At 69.8% G+C, this 22,893-nt stretch carries 19 protein-coding genes; 9 read left to right on the top strand and 10 right to left on the bottom strand.

The window, feature by feature from the left end; translation table 11 throughout:
* Positions 1 to 42: 42 nt before the first annotated feature.
* Positions 43 to 3,210: a M14 family metallopeptidase gene (locus ACUZ2Y_RS15385; RefSeq protein WP_476319300.1), complete on the bottom strand. Its 3,168-nt coding sequence runs from the start codon at positions 3,208 to 3,210 to the stop codon at positions 43 to 45.
* A 144-nt stretch (positions 3,211 to 3,354) separates the two neighbouring features.
* A complete protein-coding gene (gene glpX / locus ACUZ2Y_RS15380; RefSeq protein ID WP_476319298.1) occupies positions 3,355 to 4,419 on the bottom strand; it encodes a class II fructose-bisphosphatase in 1,065 nt (354 codons plus the stop codon).
* A gap of 127 nt (positions 4,420 to 4,546) precedes the next feature.
* Between glpX and ACUZ2Y_RS15375 the strand changes: the two genes are divergently transcribed.
* Positions 4,547 to 5,122 (top strand): DUF4245 domain-containing protein, encoded by a 576-nt coding sequence (locus tag ACUZ2Y_RS15375; RefSeq protein ID WP_476319296.1) that lies wholly within the window; start codon positions 4,547 to 4,549, stop codon positions 5,120 to 5,122.
* Between the two features lie 144 nt (positions 5,123 to 5,266).
* On the opposite strand, the gene ACUZ2Y_RS15370 is transcribed toward ACUZ2Y_RS15375, so the two are convergent.
* From ACUZ2Y_RS15370 to ACUZ2Y_RS15355, 4 genes are read right to left on the bottom strand one after another with little or no spacing between them, the layout of a single operon-like run.
* A complete protein-coding gene (locus ACUZ2Y_RS15370; RefSeq protein WP_476319294.1) occupies positions 5,267 to 5,470 on the bottom strand; it encodes an exodeoxyribonuclease VII small subunit in 204 nt (67 codons plus the stop codon).
* Positions 5,467 to 5,889, bottom strand: a complete 423-nt coding sequence (locus tag ACUZ2Y_RS15365) for a sugar ABC transporter substrate-binding protein (protein ID WP_476319292.1) — start codon at positions 5,887 to 5,889, stop codon at positions 5,467 to 5,469. The genes ACUZ2Y_RS15370 and ACUZ2Y_RS15365 overlap by 4 nt, the downstream gene beginning before the upstream one ends.
* Positions 5,890 to 5,891: 2 nt before the next feature.
* A complete protein-coding gene (gene xseA, locus ACUZ2Y_RS15360) occupies positions 5,892 to 7,136 on the bottom strand; it encodes an exodeoxyribonuclease VII large subunit (protein ID WP_476319290.1) in 1,245 nt (414 codons plus the stop codon).
* Positions 7,133 to 7,723 carry a lipid droplet-associated protein gene (locus ACUZ2Y_RS15355; protein ID WP_476319288.1) on the bottom strand — a complete coding sequence of 197 codons (591 nt, stop codon included), beginning with the start codon at positions 7,721 to 7,723 and terminating at the stop codon, positions 7,133 to 7,135. The genes xseA and ACUZ2Y_RS15355 overlap by 4 nt, the downstream gene beginning before the upstream one ends.
* A gap of 98 nt (positions 7,724 to 7,821) precedes the next feature.
* On the opposite strand from ACUZ2Y_RS15355, the gene ACUZ2Y_RS15350 reads away from it, so the two are divergent.
* Complete coding sequence (locus tag ACUZ2Y_RS15350) at positions 7,822 to 8,781, top strand: 4-hydroxy-3-methylbut-2-enyl diphosphate reductase (RefSeq protein ID WP_476319286.1); 960 nt, start codon at positions 7,822 to 7,824, stop codon at positions 8,779 to 8,781.
* A gap of 249 nt (positions 8,782 to 9,030) precedes the next feature.
* Here the strand turns inward: ACUZ2Y_RS15350 and ACUZ2Y_RS15345 are convergent, their stop codons facing one another.
* Both ACUZ2Y_RS15345 and rmuC read right to left on the bottom strand, forming a co-directional pair.
* Positions 9,031 to 9,966 carry a DUF6542 domain-containing protein gene (locus ACUZ2Y_RS15345; protein ID WP_476319283.1) on the bottom strand — a complete coding sequence of 312 codons (936 nt, stop codon included), beginning with the start codon at positions 9,964 to 9,966 and terminating at the stop codon, positions 9,031 to 9,033.
* Positions 9,967 to 10,178: 212 nt separating this feature from the next.
* The gene (rmuC, locus tag ACUZ2Y_RS15340) at positions 10,179 to 11,066 is read right to left on the bottom strand and encodes a DNA recombination protein RmuC (RefSeq protein ID WP_476331855.1); all 888 of its coding nucleotides are present in this window, start codon (positions 11,064 to 11,066) and stop codon (positions 10,179 to 10,181) included.
* Positions 11,067 to 11,260: 194 nt separating this feature from the next.
* On the opposite strand from rmuC, the gene ACUZ2Y_RS15335 reads away from it, so the two are divergent.
* Positions 11,261 to 12,406, top strand: a complete 1,146-nt coding sequence (locus ACUZ2Y_RS15335) for an exonuclease SbcCD subunit D (protein ID WP_476319281.1) — start codon at positions 11,261 to 11,263, stop codon at positions 12,404 to 12,406.
* Entirely contained in the window at positions 12,403 to 15,327 is a 2,925-nt protein-coding gene (locus tag ACUZ2Y_RS15330) for an AAA family ATPase (RefSeq protein ID WP_476319279.1), read from the top strand. The genes ACUZ2Y_RS15335 and ACUZ2Y_RS15330 overlap by 4 nt, the downstream gene beginning before the upstream one ends.
* Here the strand turns inward: ACUZ2Y_RS15330 and ACUZ2Y_RS15325 are convergent.
* Together ACUZ2Y_RS15325 and ACUZ2Y_RS15320 are read right to left on the bottom strand one after the other, a co-directional pair.
* Complete coding sequence (locus ACUZ2Y_RS15325; protein ID WP_476319277.1) at positions 15,324 to 16,817, bottom strand: AlkA N-terminal domain-containing protein; 1,494 nt, start codon at positions 16,815 to 16,817, stop codon at positions 15,324 to 15,326. The genes ACUZ2Y_RS15330 and ACUZ2Y_RS15325 overlap by 4 nt on opposite strands.
* Before the next feature lie 124 nt (positions 16,818 to 16,941).
* Complete coding sequence (locus ACUZ2Y_RS15320; RefSeq protein ID WP_476319275.1) at positions 16,942 to 20,175, bottom strand: S8 family serine peptidase; 3,234 nt, start codon at positions 20,173 to 20,175, stop codon at positions 16,942 to 16,944.
* A gap of 336 nt (positions 20,176 to 20,511) precedes the next feature.
* Between ACUZ2Y_RS15320 and ychF the strand changes: the two genes are divergently transcribed.
* The 5 genes from ychF to ACUZ2Y_RS15295 all read left to right on the top strand — a co-directional run bounded on the left by ychF (position 20,512) and on the right by ACUZ2Y_RS15295 (position 22,893).
* Positions 20,512 to 21,591 carry a redox-regulated ATPase YchF gene (gene ychF / locus ACUZ2Y_RS15315; RefSeq protein ID WP_476319273.1) on the top strand — a complete coding sequence of 360 codons (1,080 nt, stop codon included), beginning with the start codon at positions 20,512 to 20,514 and terminating at the stop codon, positions 21,589 to 21,591.
* A gap of 61 nt (positions 21,592 to 21,652) precedes the next feature.
* Complete coding sequence (locus ACUZ2Y_RS15310) at positions 21,653 to 21,895, top strand: type II toxin-antitoxin system Phd/YefM family antitoxin (RefSeq protein ID WP_476319271.1); 243 nt, start codon at positions 21,653 to 21,655, stop codon at positions 21,893 to 21,895.
* Positions 21,892 to 22,314 (top strand): PIN domain-containing protein, encoded by a 423-nt coding sequence (locus ACUZ2Y_RS15305; RefSeq protein ID WP_476319269.1) that lies wholly within the window; start codon positions 21,892 to 21,894, stop codon positions 22,312 to 22,314. Before ACUZ2Y_RS15310 ends, ACUZ2Y_RS15305 begins: the two co-directional genes overlap by 4 nt.
* A gap of 58 nt (positions 22,315 to 22,372) precedes the next feature.
* Positions 22,373 to 22,507 carry a hypothetical protein gene (locus ACUZ2Y_RS15300; RefSeq protein ID WP_476319266.1) on the top strand — a complete coding sequence of 45 codons (135 nt, stop codon included), beginning with the start codon at positions 22,373 to 22,375 and terminating at the stop codon, positions 22,505 to 22,507.
* Positions 22,504 to 22,893, top strand: coding sequence for a type II toxin-antitoxin system death-on-curing family toxin (locus tag ACUZ2Y_RS15295; protein WP_476319264.1), 390 nt, complete (start codon positions 22,504 to 22,506; stop codon positions 22,891 to 22,893). The genes ACUZ2Y_RS15300 and ACUZ2Y_RS15295 overlap by 4 nt, the downstream gene beginning before the upstream one ends.

Below are 22,893 nucleotides of genomic sequence, written 5' to 3'. Positions count from 1 at the left end.
GCGGCTTGGGCGGATCGACTCGCCCAAGCCGCGGCAACGGACTCAGCGGAGCAGGTAGTCGATCACGCGGTCCATGACCGTGTTGCGGGTGGCGGCATCGGAGACACCTTCGAAACCGAAGCCCAGGTAGACCGTGTCCGGGGTCCCGATGGCAGCACCTTCCTTGATGCCGAGTCCGGCGCGGCGGACCCAGTCGTTGAAGTTGGGGCCCTCGATGCCCGCCTGGTCCTGCGGTGCGCCGGGAACGGTCCAGCCGTCCATCGCATCACCGTCGTCCTCGAACGAGGTGGTGCCTTCGCCGGTCGAGACCACGATGTCGTCGATGAAGGCGCCGGGGAACTGCTGCACGCCCCAGTCGCTCAGGGCCGTGATGGAGAGTTCGACCTGCTGGCCCGCGTACTGCCCGAGGTCGATCTGCCACTGCTGCCAGCCGGAGGAACTTCCGTTGGCGGCGTTCCATGTCCCCGTAGTCCCCGTGTTGCCGCACGTTCCGGTCGCCGGGTCATACGTCTGGTAGTGCGTCAGGAACGGGTGCAGCACGTTGGCCGAGTCGGCGGGGTTGCTCCAGCCGCCCGGGCAGGACTGGTCGTTGCTCAGATCGGACGTGGTGTGGCCGTTCTGGTCTGGCAGCGTCGTCCAGTTGTCCTGTCCGACCGTGTGCGCTTCGACGATCAGGTAGTCGAAGTCCAGTTCGAGGTTGTAGCTCGTCCAGAACGACAGCGTCGCGCCGCCCGCGGGCACCGTGATCGTGCGCGACAGGCGCTTGTACGCCTCATCGGCCCGATCCGACCACATGAACGACTGACCGCTGTGCGGGTCGAACGGGCCCGCGAGGCCACTCACGTACTCGGCCGCGGGCCAGCTCTCCAGGTGCGGGAAGCTGCCCTGCGGGTCGGTCACCTTGAGGAAGTCGCCGGTCGTGATGAACGACGAGTTGCTCGTCTGGTTCTGCGCGCTGTCGGCGCCGTTGATCGTCATCGCCAGACCGGCGAGCGGATCGTCGATCCCGTTGACGGCGAACGGATCCCCTGTGTCGGGGTCGCTGCCGCCGCCGGGCGTGGTGATCGCCGCACCGAAGAAGTACTCGATCGGGTCGCCCTGCGAGTTGCCGGACCCGGACAGCGCGAGGCAGCGTGCCGCCACGGCCGGGTCCGAGCTGCACTGCCGGTTCTCGAACGGGTCGTAGAGCTGCGTGCCCAGGGCTTGCGTGTACTGCTGGCCCGCACGCTGGCCGGTGTAGAGCACGCGCCCGCCCTGGTTGACGAAGTCACGCACTTCGAGCAACTCCTGCATCGCCAGCCGTGACGCGTTGCCCGGGCCCCACCCGGGCTCGCGGGTCACGACGTCGTCACCCGTGTACCAGACGACGGCGTCGTAGTGACTGAGCACGCCGAGGTTGTCGGGTGCGGTGCGGCTGCGGGCGTCGACGTCGTAGACATCGAAGGCGACGCCGTTGGCGGTCAGCGCGTCGGTGTAGAAGGACAGGTACTGCGGCGCGGTGACGCCCGGCTTCGCCGGAGACGCACCCGTGTAGTCCTCGGCCGCGACGATCAGGACTCTGCGGTCGCTGTTGGACGCCACCTGATAGGTGAACGAGTCGCTGACCTGCCCGCCGCCCTCGAACCACACCCGGACGCTGTCACCGGGCGACGCGCCCGTGACTTGCCCGCTGACGACGTGGAAATGGGTGGCGTTGCCCGGCCCGTAGCGCTCGCCACCGGTCCACTCCGACGTCGGCTTCGACTGCACCGCGCCAGTGCCGATCTGGTACTTGAGCGTGACGGCGCCAAGGTTGCGCTTGGCCAGCACGCGAACCTCCTGCGGGTCGCCGTAGGAGACCGAGAAGCGGAAGTCGAACAGTGACTGCTGGCCGTTCTGCGGGTCGATGTCGTCCTGGTCGAGGTAGAACGGCTCGACCTCGATGCCGACCGGCGAGACCGGGTCGGCGGGGTTGCGCGCGGACCGCGCGAGGCCCAGGTGGAAGGGGAGCGTCTTCAGGAACTCCGCCTGGATGAGTGCCTCGTCGTCCGGGAACACGAAGCCCGCGCCTGGGACGCCCTCGCCGAGCTCCGGCGTGTAGGCGACGGTGCCGCCATTCGTGTCGGCGTAGTCGGTCGTCTCGCCGTTGGTGACGTACAGCGTGTCGGCCGACTGGCCGGGGTTGAAGCCCGCGATGGCGGGATTGGCGTCGGTGCCGCCGAGCGCGACATAGAGCGGGTTGTCGGCGTCGAGCGTGCCGACCTGCCAGCCCTGCGGGTACAGCAGCCACTCGCCGAAGGAGTGGATGTTCGACTGGAATCGCGGCTTGACCTTGGTGATCAGCCCCTGCATCGCGCGTGTCTCGGGCTCGGATGCCGCGCTCGGACCGCGATAGGTCTCGTCGGCCGGGTTCGGCGACGATCCCTCGTTGTCGTAGCCCCAGTGCTCGTCGAAGTTGCGGTTCGGGTCGACGCCGTCACCGATGGTGATCTGCCCGTCGTTGTTGTTGTCACGCGCGTTCTTGCGCCACAGGCGTTCGTGATCGAACGAGTACTGGTAGCCGTCCGGGTTCGCGACGACCACGAACCACAGCTCGGTGCTCCGGAGCACCGACTTGATCTCTTCGTCGTCGGCCCGCCAGCGGTCGATGTAGTGGTGGAGCAGGCGGCGGTTCACCTCGGCGCTGATCCACTCGCGCGCGTGCTGCAGCGATGAATAGAGCACCGCCGGTCGGGAGCCGTCGGTCACGCCGCGCGCGCCCTGCGTGAGCTTCAGCGCGATGATGTCGCGACCCTGATGCGTCCGCCCGAGCGTGACGAGCTTGACCAGCTGGGGATTCGCGCGCGCCACCGCGACGAGTTCGTCCCTGATGCCGCCGGGTTCATCCCAGGAGCGCCACACGGTGTAGCCGTTCGCTGCCTGTGCGGCGGCCTGCTCGCTGACCGTCTGGCCCCGCCCGTTCCGTTTGAGGGAGACCTGCACGCCGGAGGCGGCCAGCTTGTCGCGCTGGTCCTCGGTCAGCACGACATCGGCCCGCACACCCGACTGCGTCCGCCGCAGGGCGGCGAGCTCAAGCCCGGGGGCGACCTCCGAGATCGTGTCGGCCTGCCCTTCGACCGTGTACATCTCGAGTGCCGGATTCGAGGGCCGCGCGACCGCGGCGGGCGGCGCCAAGGCGAAGGTGAGGGTGAACGTGGCCAGTGCGATCATCACGCGACGCGTCGAGCGCATGATGCGCCTCCCCGGTGGGGTTCGAAGACGGCTTCCTGCGCCTTGTCAATCGCCCCTGGTCAGACGTTCGTTGCACCCATTCGGCCGGGGTGACACTCCGCATCCGGTGGTGCCCGCTCCGCCGTCGGAGCGGGCACCCGGGACTTATGGGAGTGGCGGGAGTTCCTGGTCGTCGTCCTCCGCCGAGCGGTCGAAGTCGACCGACGCGTACTCGCGCAGCTTGGTCAGCCGGTGGAAGCCGTCGATCATCCGGACCGTGCCGGACTTCGAGCGCATCACGATTGACTGCGTGGTGCAGCCGCCCGCCCGGTAGTGCACACCGCGCAGCAGGTCGCCGTCGGTGACGCCGGTGGCGCAGAAGAACACGTTGTCGCCGCCGACCAGGTCGTCGGTGAGCAGCACACGGTCGAGGTCGTGGCCCGCGGCGATGGCCTTCTCCCGCTCGGCGTCGTCCTTCGGCCACAGCTTGCCCTGGATCGCGCCGCCCATGCACTTGAGCGCGGCGGCGGCGATGATGCCCTCGGGGGTGCCGCCGATGCCGAGCAGCATGTCGACGCCGGTGTTCGGCCGGGCCGCGGAGATGGCGCCCGCGACGTCACCGTCGGAGATGAAGTGGATGCGCGCGCCCGCCTCGCGGACCTCGTGCACCAGGGCGTCGTGGCGCGGGCGGTCGAGGATGCAGACCGTCACGTCGGACACGTCGCTGTGCTTTGCCTTCGCGACCCGGCGGATGTTCTCCGCGACCGGCGCGGTGATGTCGACGACGTCGGCCGCCTCGGGGCCGACCGCCAGCTTCTCCATGTAGAAGACCGCCGACGGGTCGAACATGGCGCCGCGCTCGGCGACCGCGAGGACCGCGAGGGCGTTCGGCATGCCCTTGGCCATCAGGGTGGTTCCGTCGATCGGGTCGACCGCGACGTCGCAGTCGGGGCCGTCGCCGTTGCCGACCAGCTCACCGTTGTAGAGCATGGGCGCTTCGTCCTTCTCGCCCTCGCCGATGACCACGATGCCGCGCATGGACACGGTGTGCACGAGCTTGCGCATGGCGTCGACCGCGGCCTGGTCGCCGCCGATCTTGTCGCCCCGGCCGACCCAGCGGCCTGCCGCCATCGCGGCGGCCTCGGTGACCCGGACCAGCTCCATCGCGAGGTTGCGGTCGGGTGCTTCCCGGCGGCGCGCGGGGGTAGCGCTGGTGGTCGAGGTGGTCATTCTGCCTCCCGGATCGGCGCGGCCTGCGGTGTGAGACCACCTCGCATCCTCCCAGATCGGAGGGGCCGGGGCGGAATCACCAGGGGCGTGCCTCTCGTCACGACGCGCCGCCTGCGACGATGGGGCGGTGGCTCCTCCCCAGCGCCCCGACCGGGCATCGCACACCCTGCGCGACATGCTGTTGTCGCTGCTTGCCCTGTTGTTGATCATCGGGTCGCTGCTCGTGTTCAACCGCGGCTGCTCGTTCAGCCCCGGCCCGCCGGAGGCCGACCCGGCCACGGCCCCCACGGTCGACGCCGCCGTCGACCTGACCCGCTACGCCCGCACGGCCGACTTCGCCATCCGGCTCCCAGCCGTCCCGGGCGAGTGGCGGGCGAACTCGACCAGCTCCGGTCCGGTCGACCCGGTCTCGGTGGTCGTCCGGGTGGGATGGATCACCCCCGGCCACTTCGTCCAGCTCAGCCAGTCCAGCGCCGCGCCCGCGGAGGTTGTGCGGGTCGAGACCGGCCAGGAGTCGGCGCCTACGGGACAGATTGAGGCGGGCGGCCGGTCGTGGCAGGTCTACCCAGGCCGCCGCGACGAACGCGCCTGGACGACGGAGCTTGACGGGGTGACCCTGATGATCACCGGCAACGGCACTGACGACGACTTCCGCACCCTCGCCACCGCCGTCCTCAAAGCCGCGCCGCTGCCTCGGTCGTAGCGACCGTCGCGAGTAAGAGCTCCGGTGAGTTCATGTCTCGCAACCCGCGTCTTGGTATTTCAGTTGGCGGCGGATCTCAGCGAAGCCGGCGTCGGCCAGGTGCCGATTCGGGTCGCGCGCAGCGGATTTCGCGCTGCAACGCCGTCAGTCGGATTCGGCCTCGACGGCGGCCAGGGCGGTCTCGACACGTTCGCGGGCGCCTGCCAGGTGCCGGTCGCAGATCTTGGCCAAGGCCTCACCGCGTTCCCACAGGGTCAGTGAGTCCTCAAGGGACAGTCCGCCCGCTTCCAGCTTCGCCACGACGGACGCCAACTCGTCGCGGGCCTGTTCGTATCCGGGCTCGGTCACCTTGCTGGGCTCCTCATTCGGTTGTGCGCGCGCACCAGGGCGGTGGCGACCGCCTGGTCGAAGCCGACGAAGGCCTCGGCGAAGTCTGCACCATCGTGGTCGGCCACCGCCTCCTCGATGCGGGTGCGGGCCCGATCGATGCGTCCACGGTGGCACGCGCCGTCGCCGTTCCACCACGCGGCGCCCGCGTAGGTCGACGTGGCGTCGGCGAGTTCGCGGAGTCTGCCGGGCAGCGACCGGCCCGCCGTGTCGCAGCCCGCGAGCAGGGCGGTCCAGCACTCGGCGGCCGCGGCGTCGGCGCGGGTGGCCGACGGGTGCAGCGCCGGAAGGCCCGAAGCGGTGGCGACGGTGAGCGGCAGGAACGACGGTTCCCGGTACGACACAGGGAGAACCGTCCTCGGCCGGTCGGTCTCGCTCACGGCTACCTCCCTTCGGCGGGCGCGTCCCGATCGCCGGTGACGACCGCGTGCAGTGCGCCGTCCGCGACCCGGATCCGCAGACGGGTGCCCTCCGGAGCGTCCTCGATGGAGCGGAGAACCCGGGGAGTCCCGTCGGTATCGGTGAGCTGGACGACCGCATACCCGCGAGCAAGCGTGGCGGCTGGCCCCAGGGTCGTCAAGCGGGCCCGTGTCGCGGCGAGCGCCGACTGCTCCGCGGCGAGCCTGCCCAGCAGCGCGCGCCTGCCGCGTTCGGCGAGCGCGTCGACCTGCTCCGCGCGCCTGGCCAGCGGAGTCAGCGGGTCGGCGAGCACCGGCCTGCTGCGCAGCGAGTCGAGCAGGCGGCGTTCGCGGTCCACCCACCCGTGCAGGGCGCGGCGGGCGCGATCACGCAGATGGCGTATCCGCGTGGACTCCTCCGCGACGTCGGGAACCACCCGTTTGCCCGCGTCGGTCGGCGTCGAGCAGCGCAGGTCCGCGACGTGGTCGAGCAGCGGGGTGTCCGGCTCGTGGCCGATCGCGCTGATCACCGGTGTGCGGCAGCCGGACACCGCGCGGCACAGCGTCTCATCGGAGAACGGCAGCAGATCCTCCACCGAGCCGCCGCCGCGGGCGATCACGATGACCTCGACGTCCGGGTCTTTGTCCAAAACGGACAGTGCGTCGAGGATCTGTGGCACGGCCAACGCCCCTTGCACCGCGACGTTCTCCACCCGGAAATCGACGGCGGGCCAGCGGGCCTTCGCGTTCACCAGCACGTCGCGCTCGGCGGCGGACGCGCGACCGGTGATCAGGCCGATCTTGCGCGGCAGGAACGGGGTGCGCTTCTTGCGCTTCGGGTCGAAGAGCCCCTCGGCGGCCAGCAGCTTGCGCAACCGCTCGATGCGCGCGAGCAACTCGCCGATACCGACCGCGCGGATCTCGTCCGCGCGCAGGCTCAGCGTGCCGCGGTTCATGAAGAACGTCGGCTTCGCGTGCACGACCACGCGCGTGCCGTCGGTCAGCGGCGGCTCATGCAGGCGCAGCAAACCGGTCGGGCAGGTGACGGTCATGGACACGTCGGCCGCCGGGTCGCGCAGCGTCAGGAAGGCCGTGCCGGTGCCCGGGCGGGCCGAGATCTGGGTGAGCTGGCCCTCGACCCACACGGTGCCCAGCCGGTTGATCCACTCGGAGATCTTGCGGGCGACCGTGCGGACCGGCCACGGCTCTTCGGCTGTCGACCCCGTCACGTGTGGTCGCGCACCGTCGCGATGCGGCGGGTGAGCATGCCGACGAACGACGGCCGGTTCTCACTCGCCCGCTCGTAGGCCAGCGCCTCTTCGAGGTCGGCCACCGAGAACGCCCGCAGCCGGGCGCGCAGCTGCGGCAGCGACAGGTCGTCGTAGTTCGGGATGGACGCCGGGGGAGACACGGCCGCGGTGATCGCCTGCTCCTCCTGCTCCCACGGGTCCGCCGCGGCGGGATCGTCGGGCACCTCGACGTCGGCCTGCTCGGCGACGGGCTCGTCGTCGATGTCATCGAGATCGTCGTCGGTGACCCGGTCGAACGCGGGGCGGCTCAGGTCGTAGTTGTCGACGTCCTCGTCGAAGGTCGCCCACTCCGGCGCCTCCTCGACCGGGCGCAGCGCGGCCAGGGCCTCATCGCCCTTGATGGCCAACTCGGTGACGTGCTGCTGCACCCGCATCGTCGCCTGCAGGGCCTGGCTGACCACGGTCACCGGCAGGCCCGCGATCTGGGTGGGCAGCTCGCGGGCACGCTCGACCGCGGTGGCCGCGAGCCCGGCCGCGAGGCGCAACGGCAGGGGGAGAGACTTCATGGTCCTAGCCTGCCCGAATCCGGCGGATCTGCACAGCGAGGAGCGGTCGAGACACGGGCCACATCCGGGCCCGGCGGCACGCCCGTACCCTAGGAGCCATGAGTGCTCCGACCAAACGTGTCCTACTTGCCAAGCCGCGCGGCTACTGCGCCGGGGTGGACCGTGCGGTCATCACCGTCGAGAAGGCGCTGGAGACCTACGGCCCGCCGGTGTACGTCCGCAAGGAGATCGTGCACAACCGCTACGTCGTGGAGACCCTGCGCGAACGCGGCGCGATCTTCGTCGACGAAGCCGACGAGGTGCCAGAGGGCGCGCTCGTCGTGTTCTCCGCGCACGGTGTGTCCCCGGCGGTCCACGAGCAGTCGGCCGCGCGAAACCTGCGCACCATCGACGCGACCTGCCCGCTGGTGACCAAGGTCCACTTCGAGGCCAAGCGCTTCGCGAAGGAGGACTACGACATCCTCCTGATCGGCCACGAGGGCCACGAGGAAGTCGAGGGCACCGCGGGCGAGGCCCCAGAACACGTGCAGCTCGTCGACGGCCCGGAGGACGTGGACAAGGTCGTCGTGCGCGACCCGTCGAAGGTCATCTGGCTGTCGCAGACCACGCTGTCGGTCGACGAGACAATGGAACGCGTCGACCAGCTCCGCGAGCGGTTCCCCGACTTGCAGAACCCGCCGAGCGACGACATCTGCTACGCCACCCAGAACCGTCAGGTCGCGGTCAAGGCGATGGCCCCGGAGTGCGACCTGGTGCTGGTCGTGGGCTCGACGAACTCGTCGAACTCGAAGCGGCTCGTTGAGGTGGCGTTGCTGGCCGGGGCGCGGGCGTCCTACTTGGTCGACTACGCGCACGAGGTGGACGAGGCCTGGCTGGAGGGCGTCACCACGGTGGGCGTGACCAGCGGGGCGTCGGTGCCGGACAACCTGGTGATGGACCTGCTGGCGTGGCTGGCCGAGCGTGGGTATGGCGAGGTCGAAGAGGTGACGACGGCGAACGAGAAGATCGCTTTCGCGCTGCCGCCTGAGCTGCGCAAGGACCTCAAGCCGGCGAAGTGAGCTAGGCCTGGCGGCAGGCGGTTCCCGGTTGGGGGCCGCCTGCCGCCTTGTTCTGACACCACTGCCCGAGAGTCGAGGCGGCCACGACGCGGGTGGGAAGTGGGTGGATCAGGAGTTCGGTCTCGATCTTGCCCCGGCTCGCCCCGACCACGCCCCCCGACGCCCCGGCCTCGATCTTGGTCCCTAGTGCGGACCGGGGCGATCTCGACACCGTTTCCTGGCGTTCGGTGGGGACGGGACTCCGGGTGATCAGCGCTCGGTGGGGCGGGGGCGGCGTGGGGGCTGGCGGTTGGGGTCGGGGCGTGGGGGTTTGCGGTCGGGCTGGCCTTCGCGGGGTTTGCCGGTGTCGCGGGCGCGGTTGGGGTCGCGGGTGCCTCGGGCACGGGGCTCTTCGCGTGGGGGGCGGCCTGCTGCTTCGTCCCTGGCCGGTCGTCGCGGACGGTCGTCGCGAGCGGCTCGGTCCTCGCGGGCGGGCTTGTCGGCCGCGGGTCGGGCCGGCTTGCGTTCGTCGCGGGTGGGGCGGGCGCCTCGGGGTGAGTCCTCGCGTGAGGGGCGAGCGCGGTCTTCGCGGGCGGGGCGGCGGGGTGGCCGGGCGGCTTCCTCGTCGCGGGCGGGGCGGGGGCGGCGCGGTGGGGCCGCGAACAGGTCCTCGTCGTCGAGGGGCGGTTCCGGGCGTGGGCGGCGGGCGACGGCGGGCTTCGGGTCGTCGTCCTCGTCGGTGCTGCTCGGGTCGCGCTGGAGGAACATGCGGCCCACACCGATCGCCACGACGACGGCGGTGGTGATGCCCATCGTCGGGAAGTTGCTGGTCAGCGGCCCTACCACGGAGAACAGCAGGCTCTTGAGCCCATCACCGGGCGGGTCCGACGCCAACGTGAGCAGGGTGCCGAGCGCGGTCACGGCGAACACCAGGGGCGGCTGCACCATCGGCCCGAACAGGTTGGCGCGGCGCACCAGACAGATCGCCGCGACGCAGCCCAGGACGTAGGCGCCCTGATAGAGCTTGCCGAGGGTGTCTTGGATCTGCACGTCGATCACGGCGGCCAGCAGGGCCAGCCCGAACGCCAACAGCACAGCGGCCCACCAGGGCAGTCCACGTGAACTGCCGAAGATCGGGCGCTCATCCCACGCGGGCTCGGCGTGGTCATCATCAAGATCGCCGCGGCGATCGCTAGTCGCGGTCACGTCGGTACACGTTAGTCCGTCGGTGTGGGATGGCTGTCATCGTTCGCCCAATAGTGGCCAAGCATGACACCGCGAGTACGCCGTTCGGCTCAACGCGGGCGGGTTGGAAGCCCGTTCGGGGGACCGTCGGGCTTACCTGATGCTCGCCCCCTTCCGTAGCCGGATGAAGACCGCGGGCTGCCGTTCGCCGGGCCGGGCGTCGCTCAACCAGTTCAGTCGAGGGGTAAGCCCTCGGGCACCTCGTGCCCGTTCACCACCGCTTCCTCGGTCCGCCGGATGGCTGGGATCGGCGTCGGGCTCGCGGAGGCGTCGGTCAAAGGGGTGACAGCGGTCCGGAACTGTTCCAGCGCGTCCAGTTCGCGCCGCCGTGCGGAGAGGAAGCGTTGGAGGTGGGTGCTGGACAGGTTGACCGCGTCGACCGCCATGCCCGCGGACCGGTGGGCGGAGGCGGCTCGGGCGCGGACGGTGGCGACGTCGTCGGCGATCGCGCGTTCGGTGGCGGCGAAGAGGGCGGCGGAGGCGATCACGGCGAAGCCGGTGGGTCCGCACAGGAACACGCGGCGGTCCAGCAGCCAGCGCAGGAGGGTGGGGTCGGTGTCCAGGGCCGCGACGACGGCGGCGTCGGACGGGACGAACATGATCGTGCCGTAGATCGCGTCCGCCCACCGCTGGTAGCCCTTGCTCGCCAGTTCGGCCGCGCGGGAGCGGATGTTGCGGACGTGCACGCGCAGGGCGTCGAGACGTTCCTCGGCGTCGTCGGTGTCGACGGCCTCGGCCCAGCAGGCGAGGCTCATCTTCGAGTCGACCGGGACCCGGCGCTCGTCGCCCACCAGCAGCAGCAGGTCGGGACGTGCCGCGCCGCCGCCCGCCACGTCGGTCTGGACGGTGAAATGGATGCCCTCGCGCAGCCCTAAGGCGCGCGCGGTCTCCACGAGGACCTGTTCGCCCAGTTCCCCGCGGCCGCTGATCGACGCGAACGCCACCTCGTAGCGCCGTAACGCGGCCTGGTGCGAGTCGGTCCGGCGCCGCTCGGCCTCGACTTCGGCGCGGGCGGCGTCGGTTCGGCGGACGCTGTCGGAGTACAGCCGCCAGAACAGCATCGCGGCGGCGGCGAGCAGCAGGACGAGCACCGCGGCGACGGTGCCGAGCACGGCGGTCACGGTTTGTCCTCTCCGGTAGGAAACGGCGTGCAGGAAGATCTTTACCTCATACCACCGACAGAACCAGCGTCGAACGAGCGTTCGACCGGCGTGGCTCCCCCGATCGGGGGCATCGGGGCTCTAACTTGGCGGGCATGCGGGTGCTGCACACCTCCGACTGGCATGTGGGCCGCACATTTCACGGCCGAGACCTGCTCGCCGAGCAGGAGACGGTGCTCACCGGCCTGGCCGACATCGTGACCGACGACCGGGTCGACGTGGTCGTGGTGTCCGGCGACCTCTACGACCGCGCTGTCCCCTCCGCCGAGGCTGTCGGCGTCTGCGGTCGCGCGCTGCGCCGGATCGCCGAGGCGGGCGCGCGCATCATCGTCACCCCGGGCAACCACGACTCCGGACCCCGGCTCGGCGCGTTCGGCGAGTTCGCGGCGGCGGGCGGGCTCTACCTCCGCACCGCGGTCTCCGATCTGGACCGGCCGGTGGTGATCGACGACCACCATGGCCCGGTCGCGTTCTACGGAATCCCCTACCTGGAACCGGAAGTCGCCCGCCAAGGCCTCGGCCTGCCCGACCTGCGCACCCACGCCGACGTCCTCGCCGAAGCCATGCGCCGGGTCCGCGACGATCTCGGGCGGCGACCGCGAACGCGTTCCGTGGTCCTCGCGCACGCCTTCGTCACTGGCGGCGAGGTCAGCGACTCCGAGCGGACGATCGCGGTCGGCGGTGTCCCGCACGTGCCGGGTGGGGTGTTCACCGGCGTCGACTACGCCGCCCTAGGCCACCTGCACGGCCCGCAAACGCTTGCGAACCACCTGCGCTACTCCGGCAGCCCCATGGCCTACTCGTTCTCCGAGGCCCGCCACCACAAGTCCGTTTGGCTGGTCGACCTGCACCAGGACGGCCTCGCCGACGTCGAGCGCCGCGCGCTGCCGGTCCCGCGCGAGCTGGCCGTGATCAGCGGCGAGCTGGCCGACGTCCTGGTGGACCCGGCGAACGCGGTCCATGAGGACAAGTTCCTCTCCGTCGAGCTCACCGACCAGGTCCGCCCCCTCGACGCCATGCGCAGGCTGCAGGCCCGGTTCCCGCACGCCGTGCACCTCGAATGGCGGCCCGCGGGCGGCCACCAGCGGCCCCAGCGCTACCCGGAGCTGTCGCAGCGCCGCGACGACGCCGAGGTCGCCTGCTGCTTCGTCACCGACACCAGAGGCGCCGAGCCCACCGAGACCGAGCGCGGACTGCTGCGCGAGGCGCTGGCCGCCGTCGCCGGGAAGGAGCCGGAGTGAGGCTGCACCGGCTGGAAGTCACCGCGTTCGGCCCCTACCCCGGCCATGAGGTCGTCGACTTCGACGTGCTCGGCGCCGACGGCCTGTTCCTGCTCCACGGCGACACCGGCGCGGGCAAGACGACGCTGCTCGACGCGGTCGCGTTCGCGCTGTTCGGCGCTGTCCCAGGCGTTCGCGACCAGGCCAAGCGCCTGCGCTGCGACAACGCCGACCCGGACGTGCACACCGAGGTCGTGCTGGAGCTGACCGTGCAGTCGCACCGGATGCGCATCGTGCGCAGCCCGGAGTACCCGCGGCCGAAGCGGCGCGGCGGCGGGATGACCAAGCAGCAGGCACGTGCTGTGCTGACCTGGGTGTTCGCCTCGCCGAGCGGCTACCCGGCCGAGGGTGTGTCCCGGATCGACGAGGTCGCGCGCACGGTCCAGGGCTTGCTGGGGATGACCAAGGAGCAGTTCTTCCAAGTCGTCCTGTTGCCGCAGAACGACTTCGCGACTTTCCTGCGCGCCGACACCGGTGAGCGCGAGAAGCTGCTGGAGAGGCTGTTCGGCACTGAGCACTTCCAGCGCGTCGAGGACTGGTTCAAGGATCACCGCGCCCAGCGCCGCCGTGAGCTGGACGCCGCGAGCGTGTCGGTGGACGCGCTTGTCGCCCGCATCGCCCAGGAATCCGGCGACGAGCCCGAGGAGCCGAACGAGGAGTGGCTGTCGGGGCTCACCGCCGCACTGGCGACGGCCACCGACGAAGCCCTTGCGGCGCAACAGGAAGCCAACCAGCGACGGGAGGCCGCCGAGGACACTCTCGGCGAGGGGTGTGCCGCGGCGGAGCGGGTGCGCCAGGTTCGGGAAGCGACCGACGCACTGGCCGAGTTGGCCCGCGACGACCGCGCGGCCTGGCGGGCCGAACTGGCCGCCGCCCGCCGCGCGGTACCGGTCGTGGCCGTCGCCGACGAGCTGCACCGGGCCGATAACGCGGCGTCGGCGGCTGAGCGCGCGGAACGTCGATACGTTGGTGTCGCTGAGGAACTCGGCTATACGGGCACCGACGCCCGGGCCGACGCGACGGCGCTCCGAGAGGAAGCAGGCGCTCTGGCCGGCCTGGTCGAGGAGTCCGACCGGCAGCGTCAGGACCAGGCGCGCGTCGCCGAACTGGAAGACCTGTTCGCCGCCGCCGAACGCGAATCCGCGGACCTGGCGAACCGCATCGCCGAACTGCCCGCGCAGATCACGGAGACCCGGGAGCAGCTGGCCGTATCGGCCGCGGCCCGCGCATCCCTCGACGGGCTCAGGGCGCGACGGGACGAGACCGCCACCGCGGTCCGACACGCGAAAGCCTTGCCCACGGCGGAATCCGACTTGGCAGCGGCAGTCGAGACCAACGCGAAGGCTGTTGAAGACCACCAGAACGCCCGTGAGCACCTGCTGGACCTGCGGCAGCGCAGGCTCGACGGGATGGCCGCCGAGCTCGCCGCGGGCTTGGCGCCGGGGGAGTCGTGCCCGGTGTGCGGATCGGCGGAGCACCCGACGCCCGCCCACGCGGTCGGCAGGCTGGTCACCGCCGACGACGAGCGGGCCGCGCAGGCCGAGGAACAGCGCGGGCTGAAGGCGCGGGAGCAGGCCGCTGCCGCGTTCAAGCAGGCGCAGCACGTCGTCGACGGGCTGCGCGAACGCCTCACCGGCTGGACCGACCCGGAAGCCGACGACACCCGAGCCGGGGCCGAGCTGGGCAGGGCAGTGACGTCGGCGGGCCGCCATGACCGGATCAGCCGGACGCTGCTCGACCTCGAAGCCGAAGCCGAGCGCGTTCGATCCAGGATCGCCACGCTGCAACAGGAAACCGTGGCGTGCGACACCGAACGCGCCGCACTCGTTGCCGCCGTGGAGGAACGCGGCCTTCGACTCGACATCGCCAAGGGCGCTTTCCCGAGCGTGGTCGACCGCCGCCGGCACATCGCCGAACTGGCGCAGGCGCTCGACGCGCTGTCCGATGCGCGGGCCCATGCCGTGACAGCCCGAACGCGGGTGGCCGAGCAGCGCGTGATCCTGGTCGACGCGGTGGCCAAGGCGGGCTTCGCGGACGTGACGGAAGCACTCGACGCTGCCCGCGCGGAGAACGTCATCGCCAAGCTGGCGCAGCAGATCGGCGAGGCGGACCAGCAGGAAGCCCGGTTCCGTGGGGTTTTGGACGACCTGGCAGGCACCGATCTGAGTGAGGAAGTCGACCTCACGACGCTGCTTGCCCAAGCGCGAACCGCCCGCGAGAACGCGGAGAACGCAGTGGCTTCAGTACGAGCGGCTGCCCGCCGGGCCGACGAGGTGGCGAAGCTGGCGGACCGCCTGCGCACGGTGTGGGCGGACTTGGCGCCGATGCGTGCGGAGTTCGAGGAACTGGACGCGTTGACCGACGTGGTCAACGGGCGTGGGCAGAACACCAGCCGGATGTCGTTGCGGTCCTACGTGCTGGCCGCGCGGCTGGCCGAGGTCGCGGTGGCGGCGAGCGAGCGGCTGCGGCGGATGACTCAGGGGCGTTTCTGCTTCGTGCACAGCGATGCGGCTGGGTCGCATGGCAAGCGGGGTGGGTTGGGGCTCGACGTGCTTGACGACTTCTCCGGGCAGACTCGGTCCACGAAGACGTTGTCCGGTGGCGAATCCTTTGTGGCCTCGTTGTCGTTGGCGCTTGGGCTTGCTGATGTCGTGGCCGCGGAGACTGGTGGGGCTTTGTTGGACACGTTGTTCGTTGATGAGGGGTTCGGCATGCTTGACGCGCCGACTCTTGATGATGTCATGGGGATTTTGGACGAGCTTCGGGCTGGTGGGCGGGTTGTGGGGTTGGTGTCGCATGTGGAGGAATTGCGGCAGCGGATTCCGGTGCGGTTGCGGGTTCGGAAGTCTCGTACTGGTTCTACGTTGGAGATGACTGCCTAGAGTTGTTCCTGTTTGGGTGGTTCGCCTTGATTTCCTGGCGACGCGGCAGTGCGCCAGAGGTGCATGCCTGCGTAGGAGCGCCAAGGTTGCCAGGCGCGGCCGTGGTCGGCGAGGGCCTCGGCGGTGGGTGGCAGGCCGAGGGCGGCGGCGCCGTTGCGTTGGGCGATGTCTTGTGGCAGTAGGACATCCGGGTCTCCCAGCAACCGCATGGAGACGTAGCCCGCGGTCCATGGCCCGATTCCGGTGAACATTCGCAGCCGGGTCCGCAGTGCGTCCGCGTCGACGCCGACGTGGAGGTCCAGGTCGCCAGTCGCGATCGCTTCGCATACCGCGCGGATTGTCTGGGTGCGGCGAGTGGGGCCTGACAGGACCTCGCCCGCGTGTTCGGCGATCGCTTCCGCTGTGGGGAACAGGGTGGTCAGGTCGCCGTCGGGGGTCGTGAGGCGTTCGCCCAGCGCATCGGTCAGGCGCTGGGTGGCGGTGCGTGCGGCGGCGATGCTGACTTGTTGGCCCAGAAGGGCTCGCACGACCGTCTCCACACCGTCGACGCTGCCGGGGACGCGGATGCCGGGGGTGCGGGCTACCGAGTCCGCCAGTGCCGGGTCGGCGCTGAGAATTTCGTCTATGGCAAGAGGATCGGCGTCCAAGTCCAGGAGCCTGCGCAGTCGGGCGACTGCCGAGCCGAGGTCGCGCATGTCTGTCAGGCGAAGGGTGCATTCGACGTGCCCGGACCCCTGCCGCATCGACGCTGTCGCGGGGCCGTTGGCCAGTCGCAAGGTTCGGGAGTATCCGGCGGCCGAAGCCGACTCCAGGCCCGGGACTGCCCGTGCGGCAAGGAAACCGAGCACACCCGCCGCGTCGAACGGTTCGCGTACGGCCAGTCGCAGGGTGACTCGGCCCGGTGTCGGCTGAGCTCGCCGCGCGGACCGCTTCGCCGCCATGCGCAGTTGGGTCGGCGTCGTGGCGAAGACGGTGCGGATGGTGTCGTTGAACTGGCGGACGCTGGCGAAGCCCGCCGCGAAAGCGATGTCCGCCACCGACAGGGTGGTCGTCTCGATGAGCAGCCGGGCCGAGTGGGCGCGGTGGGCCCGGGCCAGCGCGAGCGGACCCGCGCCGAGTTCGGTGGTCAGGACCCGGGTCAGGTGTCGCTCGGAGTAGCCGAGCCTGCGGGCCAGGCCGGTGACCCCGTCACGCTCGACGACGCCGTCGGAGATCAGCCGCATCGCCCGGCCCGCCAGGTCGGCGCGCAGGTTCCACTCGGGGGAGCCGGGCACCGCGTCGGGCAGGCAGCGGCGGCAAGCGCGGTAGCCGGCGATCTGCGCGGCGGCGGCCGTGGAGAAGAACTCGACGTTGCGCCGCTTCGGTGTCGAGGCCGGGCATGAGGGCCTGCAATAGATCCCGGTCGTGCGGACGGCGAGGATGAACTGGCCGTCGAACCGTGAGTCGCGGGCGGTGACGGCGCGGTACCGCTGTTCGGGATCTTTCAGCACCACACCATGCTGCCGGCGCGGCGGGAACCCCGTCTGGCAGAAATCAGACACGTCGGTGGCCCCGCGAAAAGCGAAAGCGGGGACCTGCGTGCCGGCAGGTCCCCGCTTCGCTGTCGATCAGGTGTTACGAGACGGCCTGGACCACGACGTCACCGGCACCGACGAGAACGTTCGCGTCAGTGCGCACCTCGACGCTGCCGAGGAGCACGCGGCCCGCGGCGGGCGCCGCGTTGGCGGTCACCGTCGCCGGAGCGGTCCACTGTGCGCCCGCGGCGCGGGTGGCGTTGGCGTCGGTCACCGCGATGGCGCCGAACGCCGGGTTCGCGAACACGTCCAGGTAGTTGAACGTGGTCGTGCCCGCGGGAACCGCGTAGCCCTGCACGAGGACGACCCACTGCCCGGCGGCCGGGTTGGTGACCCGGACCTCTTCCTCGGAGTCACCGTCGGCCGACTGGCCCGCGACGACACAGGAACCGCTGGTGCAGTTGAGCAGGAACAGGTCGAGGTCGGCGCCCGCGTCGGACGTGGAGCCGATCTTGACCCGCAGCGAGGTCGATCCCGGCGTGACCGTGATCGGGTACTGCTGCTCCTCCTGGTCGGCGATGCTCGGCGTGGCCTGCTTGGCGCTGCCCAGCGAGGTGCCCACCGCGCGGCCGTTGAACGCCCCGAGGAGGTTCTTCAGCGTGTACGTGCGGTCGATCGCGACACCCGTGGTGGCGGTCGGGATCACGTCCGGGTTGGGCGTGACCGAGGCGCCGAGCACGGACGCGGTCAGGGTGAACGGGGCGTAGGCGGCGTCGGACGTACGACGAGCCTCGACCACGACCTCCCAGACACCGGCCTGCGGGTTGGCCATCGAGCGGCTGGTGGGGCTGCCCGCGGCACAGCTGCCGCCCGGGACGACCGGCGGGTTGTAGCAGCTCAGCGACGAGTTGGCCTCGCTGCCGACGCCGTACGGGTGGAAGCGCAGGAAGCGGATCTGGCCCGCGCCCGCGGTGCTGCCGCCGCCCTGCAGGTCGACCTTGAAGGCGGGGGTGCCGGGCGCGACGTTGAAGAAGAAGCTCTTCGACTCGTTGCGTCCGAGCTGGCCGCCCTTGACGACGGTGAAGTTGTTCTCGGCGGTGAACTGCTCGGCCGCGACGACGGCGTTCATCGTCTGCAGCTCGATGCCCGAGGTCATCGGGCTGTCCAGGTTCAGGATCGCCGAGTGCATGCCGGTCGAGGTCGGCTTGATGGCGACCTTGAACTTGACCGCGCTGTTCTTGGGCAGCGTGACCGAGTTCGCCGACGTGAACGTGCCGTCGTTGCCGTTCCACTTCACCTTGTAGGTGACCGGGGAGTCCGAGCCGGTGGTGCGGGTGAAGGTGTACTCGCGGGTGTAGCTGTCGCCCGCCTTGACGCCTTCACGGTCGTTGATGCCGACGCCGACGCCCGGGGTCTTGAGGAACTGCGACAGGGCGGTGCGGACCGGGACGGACGCGGTGATGTCCGTGCGGCTCGGGTTGGACTTGAGGACCGTCCACGCCTTCTCGGTGTCGATCAGGCCGGTGCCCTGCTCGTAGGCGCCCAGGTTGGCCAGGTAGCGCGCCGACGACTGGAAGGCGGTGCGGATCTGGTCGGCCTTGTGCGAGACGCCCTTGGCCTTGGCCGCGCTCACCAGCAGCGCGGCGGAACCGGCGGCCTGCGGGGAGGCCATCGAGGTGCCGTTGAACATCGCGTAGCCCGGAGGAAGGGCGTAGGTGCCCGCGACGGGCCCGCCCGCCTGCCAGGTAGGCACGGTGGAGATCGCCGAACCGGGGGCGACGATGTTCGGCTTGAAACCGCCGTGCTCGGCCGGGCCGCGCGAGGAGAAGCCGTGCAGCGACTCGGCGACACCGAGGTCGGAGCCGTAGTTGCTCTGCCAGGTCGCCTTGGTGATGTACGAGCCGACGGAGAGCACCTTCGAGGCGACCGACGGGTCGCCGACCGTGTTCGAGCCCGCGCCGGAGTTGCCCGCGGAGATGAACATCTGAACGTTGTAGGTGTCGATGATGCGGTCGTAGAGCTCAGCGCGGGCGTTGTTGCCGTCGTTGAGCGCCGGGAGGCCGCCGACCGACATGTTGATCACGTCGACCTTGGCGTCGCGGGCCGCGTAGATCATCGACTCGATCATCGCGGTGTTGGTGCAGCCGGTGACGAACAGGCAGACCCGCAGCGAGACGATCTTCGCGCCGGGGGCGGCGCCGTTCATCGTGCCGCCGAAGAGGCGGTTGCCCGCGACGATGCCCGCCACGTGCGAACCGTGCGCGCCGGAGACGATGCCGATGTTGACGGCGTCGTTGGCGGGGTTGGTCTGCACGACGAACTTCATCGACTCGCGCACCGGGGTGGCGGGCTTGTCCGTGCCGAAGGTGCCGATGTCGTACTTGACCTTGTAGTCGGTCATCGCGGCGTTGTTCGCGAAGGACTTGTCCTGGTCGGTGTCGACCCAGACGGTCCCGGTGGCCGGGATCCAGGCCACACCGAACTTGCCGTTGCTGCCCGCCGGGTTGCCATCGCGGTTGACGTCGCTGCCGACCTCGCCGCCCAGGCGCGCGTCGCGCTCGTTGAACTCGGCGAAGCGGACCTCGGCCTCAGCCGGGAGACCCACGCTCGCGCCGGTGACCTTGTTGGTCATCAGCAGCCAGGTCGGGTCGTTGTCGGCGTTGACGCCGTTGACGAACTTCGGGTCCGTCGAGGTGACCCAGTCGGTGATCTTGCGCTCACCGGTGCTGGTGGTGTTCAGCGACGCGTGGTCGAGGTCAACACCGCTGTCCACGATCGCGACGGTCGTGCCGCGGCCGTCCCAGGTGGGGTGCTCGCTGACGAACTGGGCCGCGTTGGTGTCCGTCGTCGGCATGTAGGGGTTGGCCATCGGCGTCGAGGGCCCGGGGGCGGGCTGCGGCGTCGGGTCCACGTAGCCGGTCGGCCGCGGGTCGGGAAGCGGAGTGTTCTCCTCGAGGTCCAGGGCGCGGACGCCGGACAGCTCGGAGATCTTCTTCACCTGGTCGGTGGCGATCTCGGCCCGGACGTACCCGAGCTCGTCGGCGCGGTAGTCGACCTTCACGCCCGCCTGCTCGAGCTGGTGGACCTTGCCCGCGCCGTCGCCCTTCTTGGTGGCGATGAGGACAGTGACGGTCTTCTTGCCCTCGCGCTCGGCGGCGGTGAGCAGTTCCTGGTCGTGCTTGTCGAGGCCACCAGGGGCTTCTTCGGCCGGACCCTGGGGGGTCGGGGCCGCGCCGGCACTCGGGACAGTGGCCAGCATGGTGCCAACGACCGCGGTAGCGGCCGCCAAGCCGAGGGCGATCCGGCCACGCCGGCGCCATTCGGGTTGAATCATCCGACTTCCTTCTTCCTCAGCAGGGTGAGCTGGGTGGCGCCTGGACTCCGGTAGGCGGAGGACAGCAGGGCGCTCACGGAGTGTTGTTGAGGCCCCCCGCCCTGACTAGCGTCCATATGGGCTAATCCTCACCAATTAGGCTGGACACATTGCACAGGTTGTGCGTCTATCGCCCGCAGTGGTCACTCCGTTACCCAGCTAATAGCCTCTGACGTGCGTACATCTGTCCCACGACGTTCACCAGTGAGTAACTGGCGGGCTGGGAAGAGTTCGTAACTATTTGGTGCACGGGCGGCGGCGTTAATGTCCCCGAATGGTGTCCGTAGACTGCCACGCGTGAGTTTGACCCTCGGGATCGTCGGCCTGCCCAACGTCGGCAAGTCCACCCTATTCAACGCCCTGACGAACAACGACGTGCTCGCCGCGAACTACCCGTTCGCGACCATCGAGCCCAATGTCGGCATCGTCGCCCTGCCCGACCCTCGCCTGCAGAAGCTGGCGGAGATCTTCGGCAGCGAGCGCATCGTGCCCGCGGTGGTGTCGTTCGTCGACATCGCGGGCATCGTGAAGGGCGCGTCGGAGGGAGCGGGGCTCGGCAACAAGTTCCTCGCGAACATCCGCGAGGCCAACGCGATCTGCCAGGTCATCCGCGTGTTCGACGACCCCGATGTGGTGCACGTCGACGGCAAGGTCGATCCGCTGTCGGACATCGAGACGATCAACACCGAGCTGATCCTCGCCGACCTGCAGACCCTCGACAAGGCGGTCGTGCGGCTGGAGAAGGAGGCCCGCGTCCGCAAGGAGGCGCGCCCCGCGGCGGAGGCGGCGCTCAAGGCCAAGGAAATCCTCGACAGCGGCCGCACCCTGTTCGCCGCGCAGTCCGATGTGGACATCTCACTGCTGCGTGAGCTGAGCCTGCTCACCACCAAGCCGTTCCTCTATGTGTTCAACGCCGACGAGGGCGTACTGACGGACACCGCCCGCCGCGAGGAACTGACCAAACTGGTCGCCCCCGCCGACGCGGTTTTCTTGGACGCGAAGGTCGAGGCGGAACTGCTGGAGCTCGACGACGAGTCCACTTTGGAGCTGCTGGAGTCGGTCGGCCAGACCGAACCCGGCCTCAACGCCCTCGCCCGGGCCGGCTTCCACACCCTGGGCCTGCAGACCTACCTGACCGCAGGCCCCAAAGAGGCCCGCGCGTGGACGATCCCGCAGGGCGCCACGGCACCGCAGGCGGCGGGCGTCATCCACACCGACTTCGAGCGCGGCTTCATCAAGGCCGAGGTCGTCTCGTTCGCCGACTTGGTCGAGACGGGTTCGATGGCGGCGGCGAAGGCGGCGGGCAAGGTCCGCATCGAGGGCAAGGACTACGTGATGTCCGACGGCGACGTGGTCGAGTTCCGCTTCAACGTCTGAGTTGGTCCGCTGCTTGACAACCCGGGTAATGTAGGTACGTAGCTACATGGAGGTGGTTGTCATGGCGGTCATCACTGCGCGCGAATTCAACCAAGACGTCAGCGCCGCCAAGCGGGCAGCTTCGAGCGAGCCCGTTGTGATCACGGATCGCGGTGAGCCGTCGCATGTGCTGCTGTCGATCGAAGAATATCGACGACTCGTGGCCGACGAGCGAAGCATCGTCGACTGGCTGAGCATGGAAGACGATGACATCGACTTTGAGCCGGAGCGGTTGGACGTCGCGTTGAAGGCCGCGGACCTGTGAGCTTTTTACTGGACACGAATGTCGTCAGCGAGCTGCGCAAGTCTGAGCGTTTGGCGGATCCGGCCGTTCGATCATGGGCACGATCTCGGCGCACCAGTGAGCTATGGCTCAGCGTCATCACGGTAATGGAGATCGAAATCGGAATCACTCGCCTGGAGAGGCGAGATCCCGCGAGCGGCAAGAAGCTGCGTGCTTGGCTGGAGAATGATGTGCTGGAAGGGTTCTCGGGGAGAATCCTTCCAGTGGATATGGGTGTCGCACGGCGTGCCGCCGCGATGCGTGTCCCCGATCCACGGCCGGAACGGGACACCTTGATCGCGGCCACCGCGCTGGAGCACAGCCTTATCGTGGTCACCCGCAATGTCGCCGACTTCTCGATCATGGGTGGCGACATCGTGAATCCGTGGTCGGCCACTTGACGTTGTTCAACGTGTAAACCGGTCGTCGGTGTGTTCGTGCCGGAGGTAGCTTCCCGGCATGGACACCACACCGCCGAGCGAGCCCACGCCCACATCGGCTGAGGCCGACGAGGAGCGCGAAGCCCGACTCCGCGCGCTGTCGCGAGCGGGCCGGGAGCGCTACGCCTCGCTGCTGGACCGGTTGTCGAAATGACCGTCGACTATCTCACCGTCGAGGATCTGCTGTCGGTCGCGACGGATCTGAACGCCGATCAGGTCCGCGACCTCGGCCTCCTGGAGTCCGCCGCGCACCGCCCGCGAACCGCGGTGATGGGCGAGGACGCCTACGGCTCCGTGCATGAGAAGGCCGCCGTGCTCCTGCAATCGGTCGTGCGCAACCACGCACTGATCGACGGCAACAAGCGTCTGTCCTGGATGGCGGCGTTCGTCTTCCTCGGGCTGAACGGGCTCGACCTCGACGCCCCGGAAGACGATGCCTACGGCTTGGTCATCGCCGCGTCCACCGGCTCGATCGACCACAGCGAGATCGCCGCACACCTGGCCCAATGGACTCGATCCGACTCGATCAGAGGGCTCTAG

It is taken from the genome of Actinokineospora sp. UV203 (assembly GCF_056323665.1).
The sequence above is the reverse complement of the archived record's forward strand: the minus strand, read 5'-3'. Positions and strand labels throughout refer to the sequence as shown.

Bases quoted from the DNA above. Each gene is read 5' to 3' on its own strand.
- ACUZ2Y_RS15320 (WP_476319275.1), bottom strand. From the start codon at position 20,175: ATGATTCAACCCGAATGGCGCCGGCGTGGCCGGATCGCCCTCGGCTTG.
- ACUZ2Y_RS15355 (WP_476319288.1), bottom strand. From the start codon at position 7,723: ATGAAGTCTCTCCCCCTGCCGTTGCGCCTCGCGGCCGGGCTCGCGGCC.
- ACUZ2Y_RS15295 (WP_476319264.1), top strand. From the start codon at position 22,504: ATGACCGTCGACTATCTCACCGTCGAGGATCTGCTGTCGGTCGCGACG.
- ACUZ2Y_RS15385 (WP_476319300.1), bottom strand. From the start codon at position 3,210: ATGCGCTCGACGCGTCGCGTGATGATCGCACTGGCCACGTTCACCCTC.
- glpX (WP_476319298.1), bottom strand. From the start codon at position 4,419: ATGACCACCTCGACCACCAGCGCTACCCCCGCGCGCCGCCGGGAAGCA.
- rmuC (WP_476331855.1), bottom strand. From the start codon at position 11,066: ATGCTGTTCTGGCGGCTGTACTCCGACAGCGTCCGCCGAACCGACGCC.
- ACUZ2Y_RS15335 (WP_476319281.1), top strand. From the start codon at position 11,261: ATGCGGGTGCTGCACACCTCCGACTGGCATGTGGGCCGCACATTTCAC.
- ACUZ2Y_RS15300 (WP_476319266.1), top strand. From the start codon at position 22,373: ATGGACACCACACCGCCGAGCGAGCCCACGCCCACATCGGCTGAGGCC.
- ACUZ2Y_RS15310 (WP_476319271.1), top strand. From the start codon at position 21,653: ATGGCGGTCATCACTGCGCGCGAATTCAACCAAGACGTCAGCGCCGCC.
- ACUZ2Y_RS15350 (WP_476319286.1), top strand. From the start codon at position 7,822: ATGAGTGCTCCGACCAAACGTGTCCTACTTGCCAAGCCGCGCGGCTAC.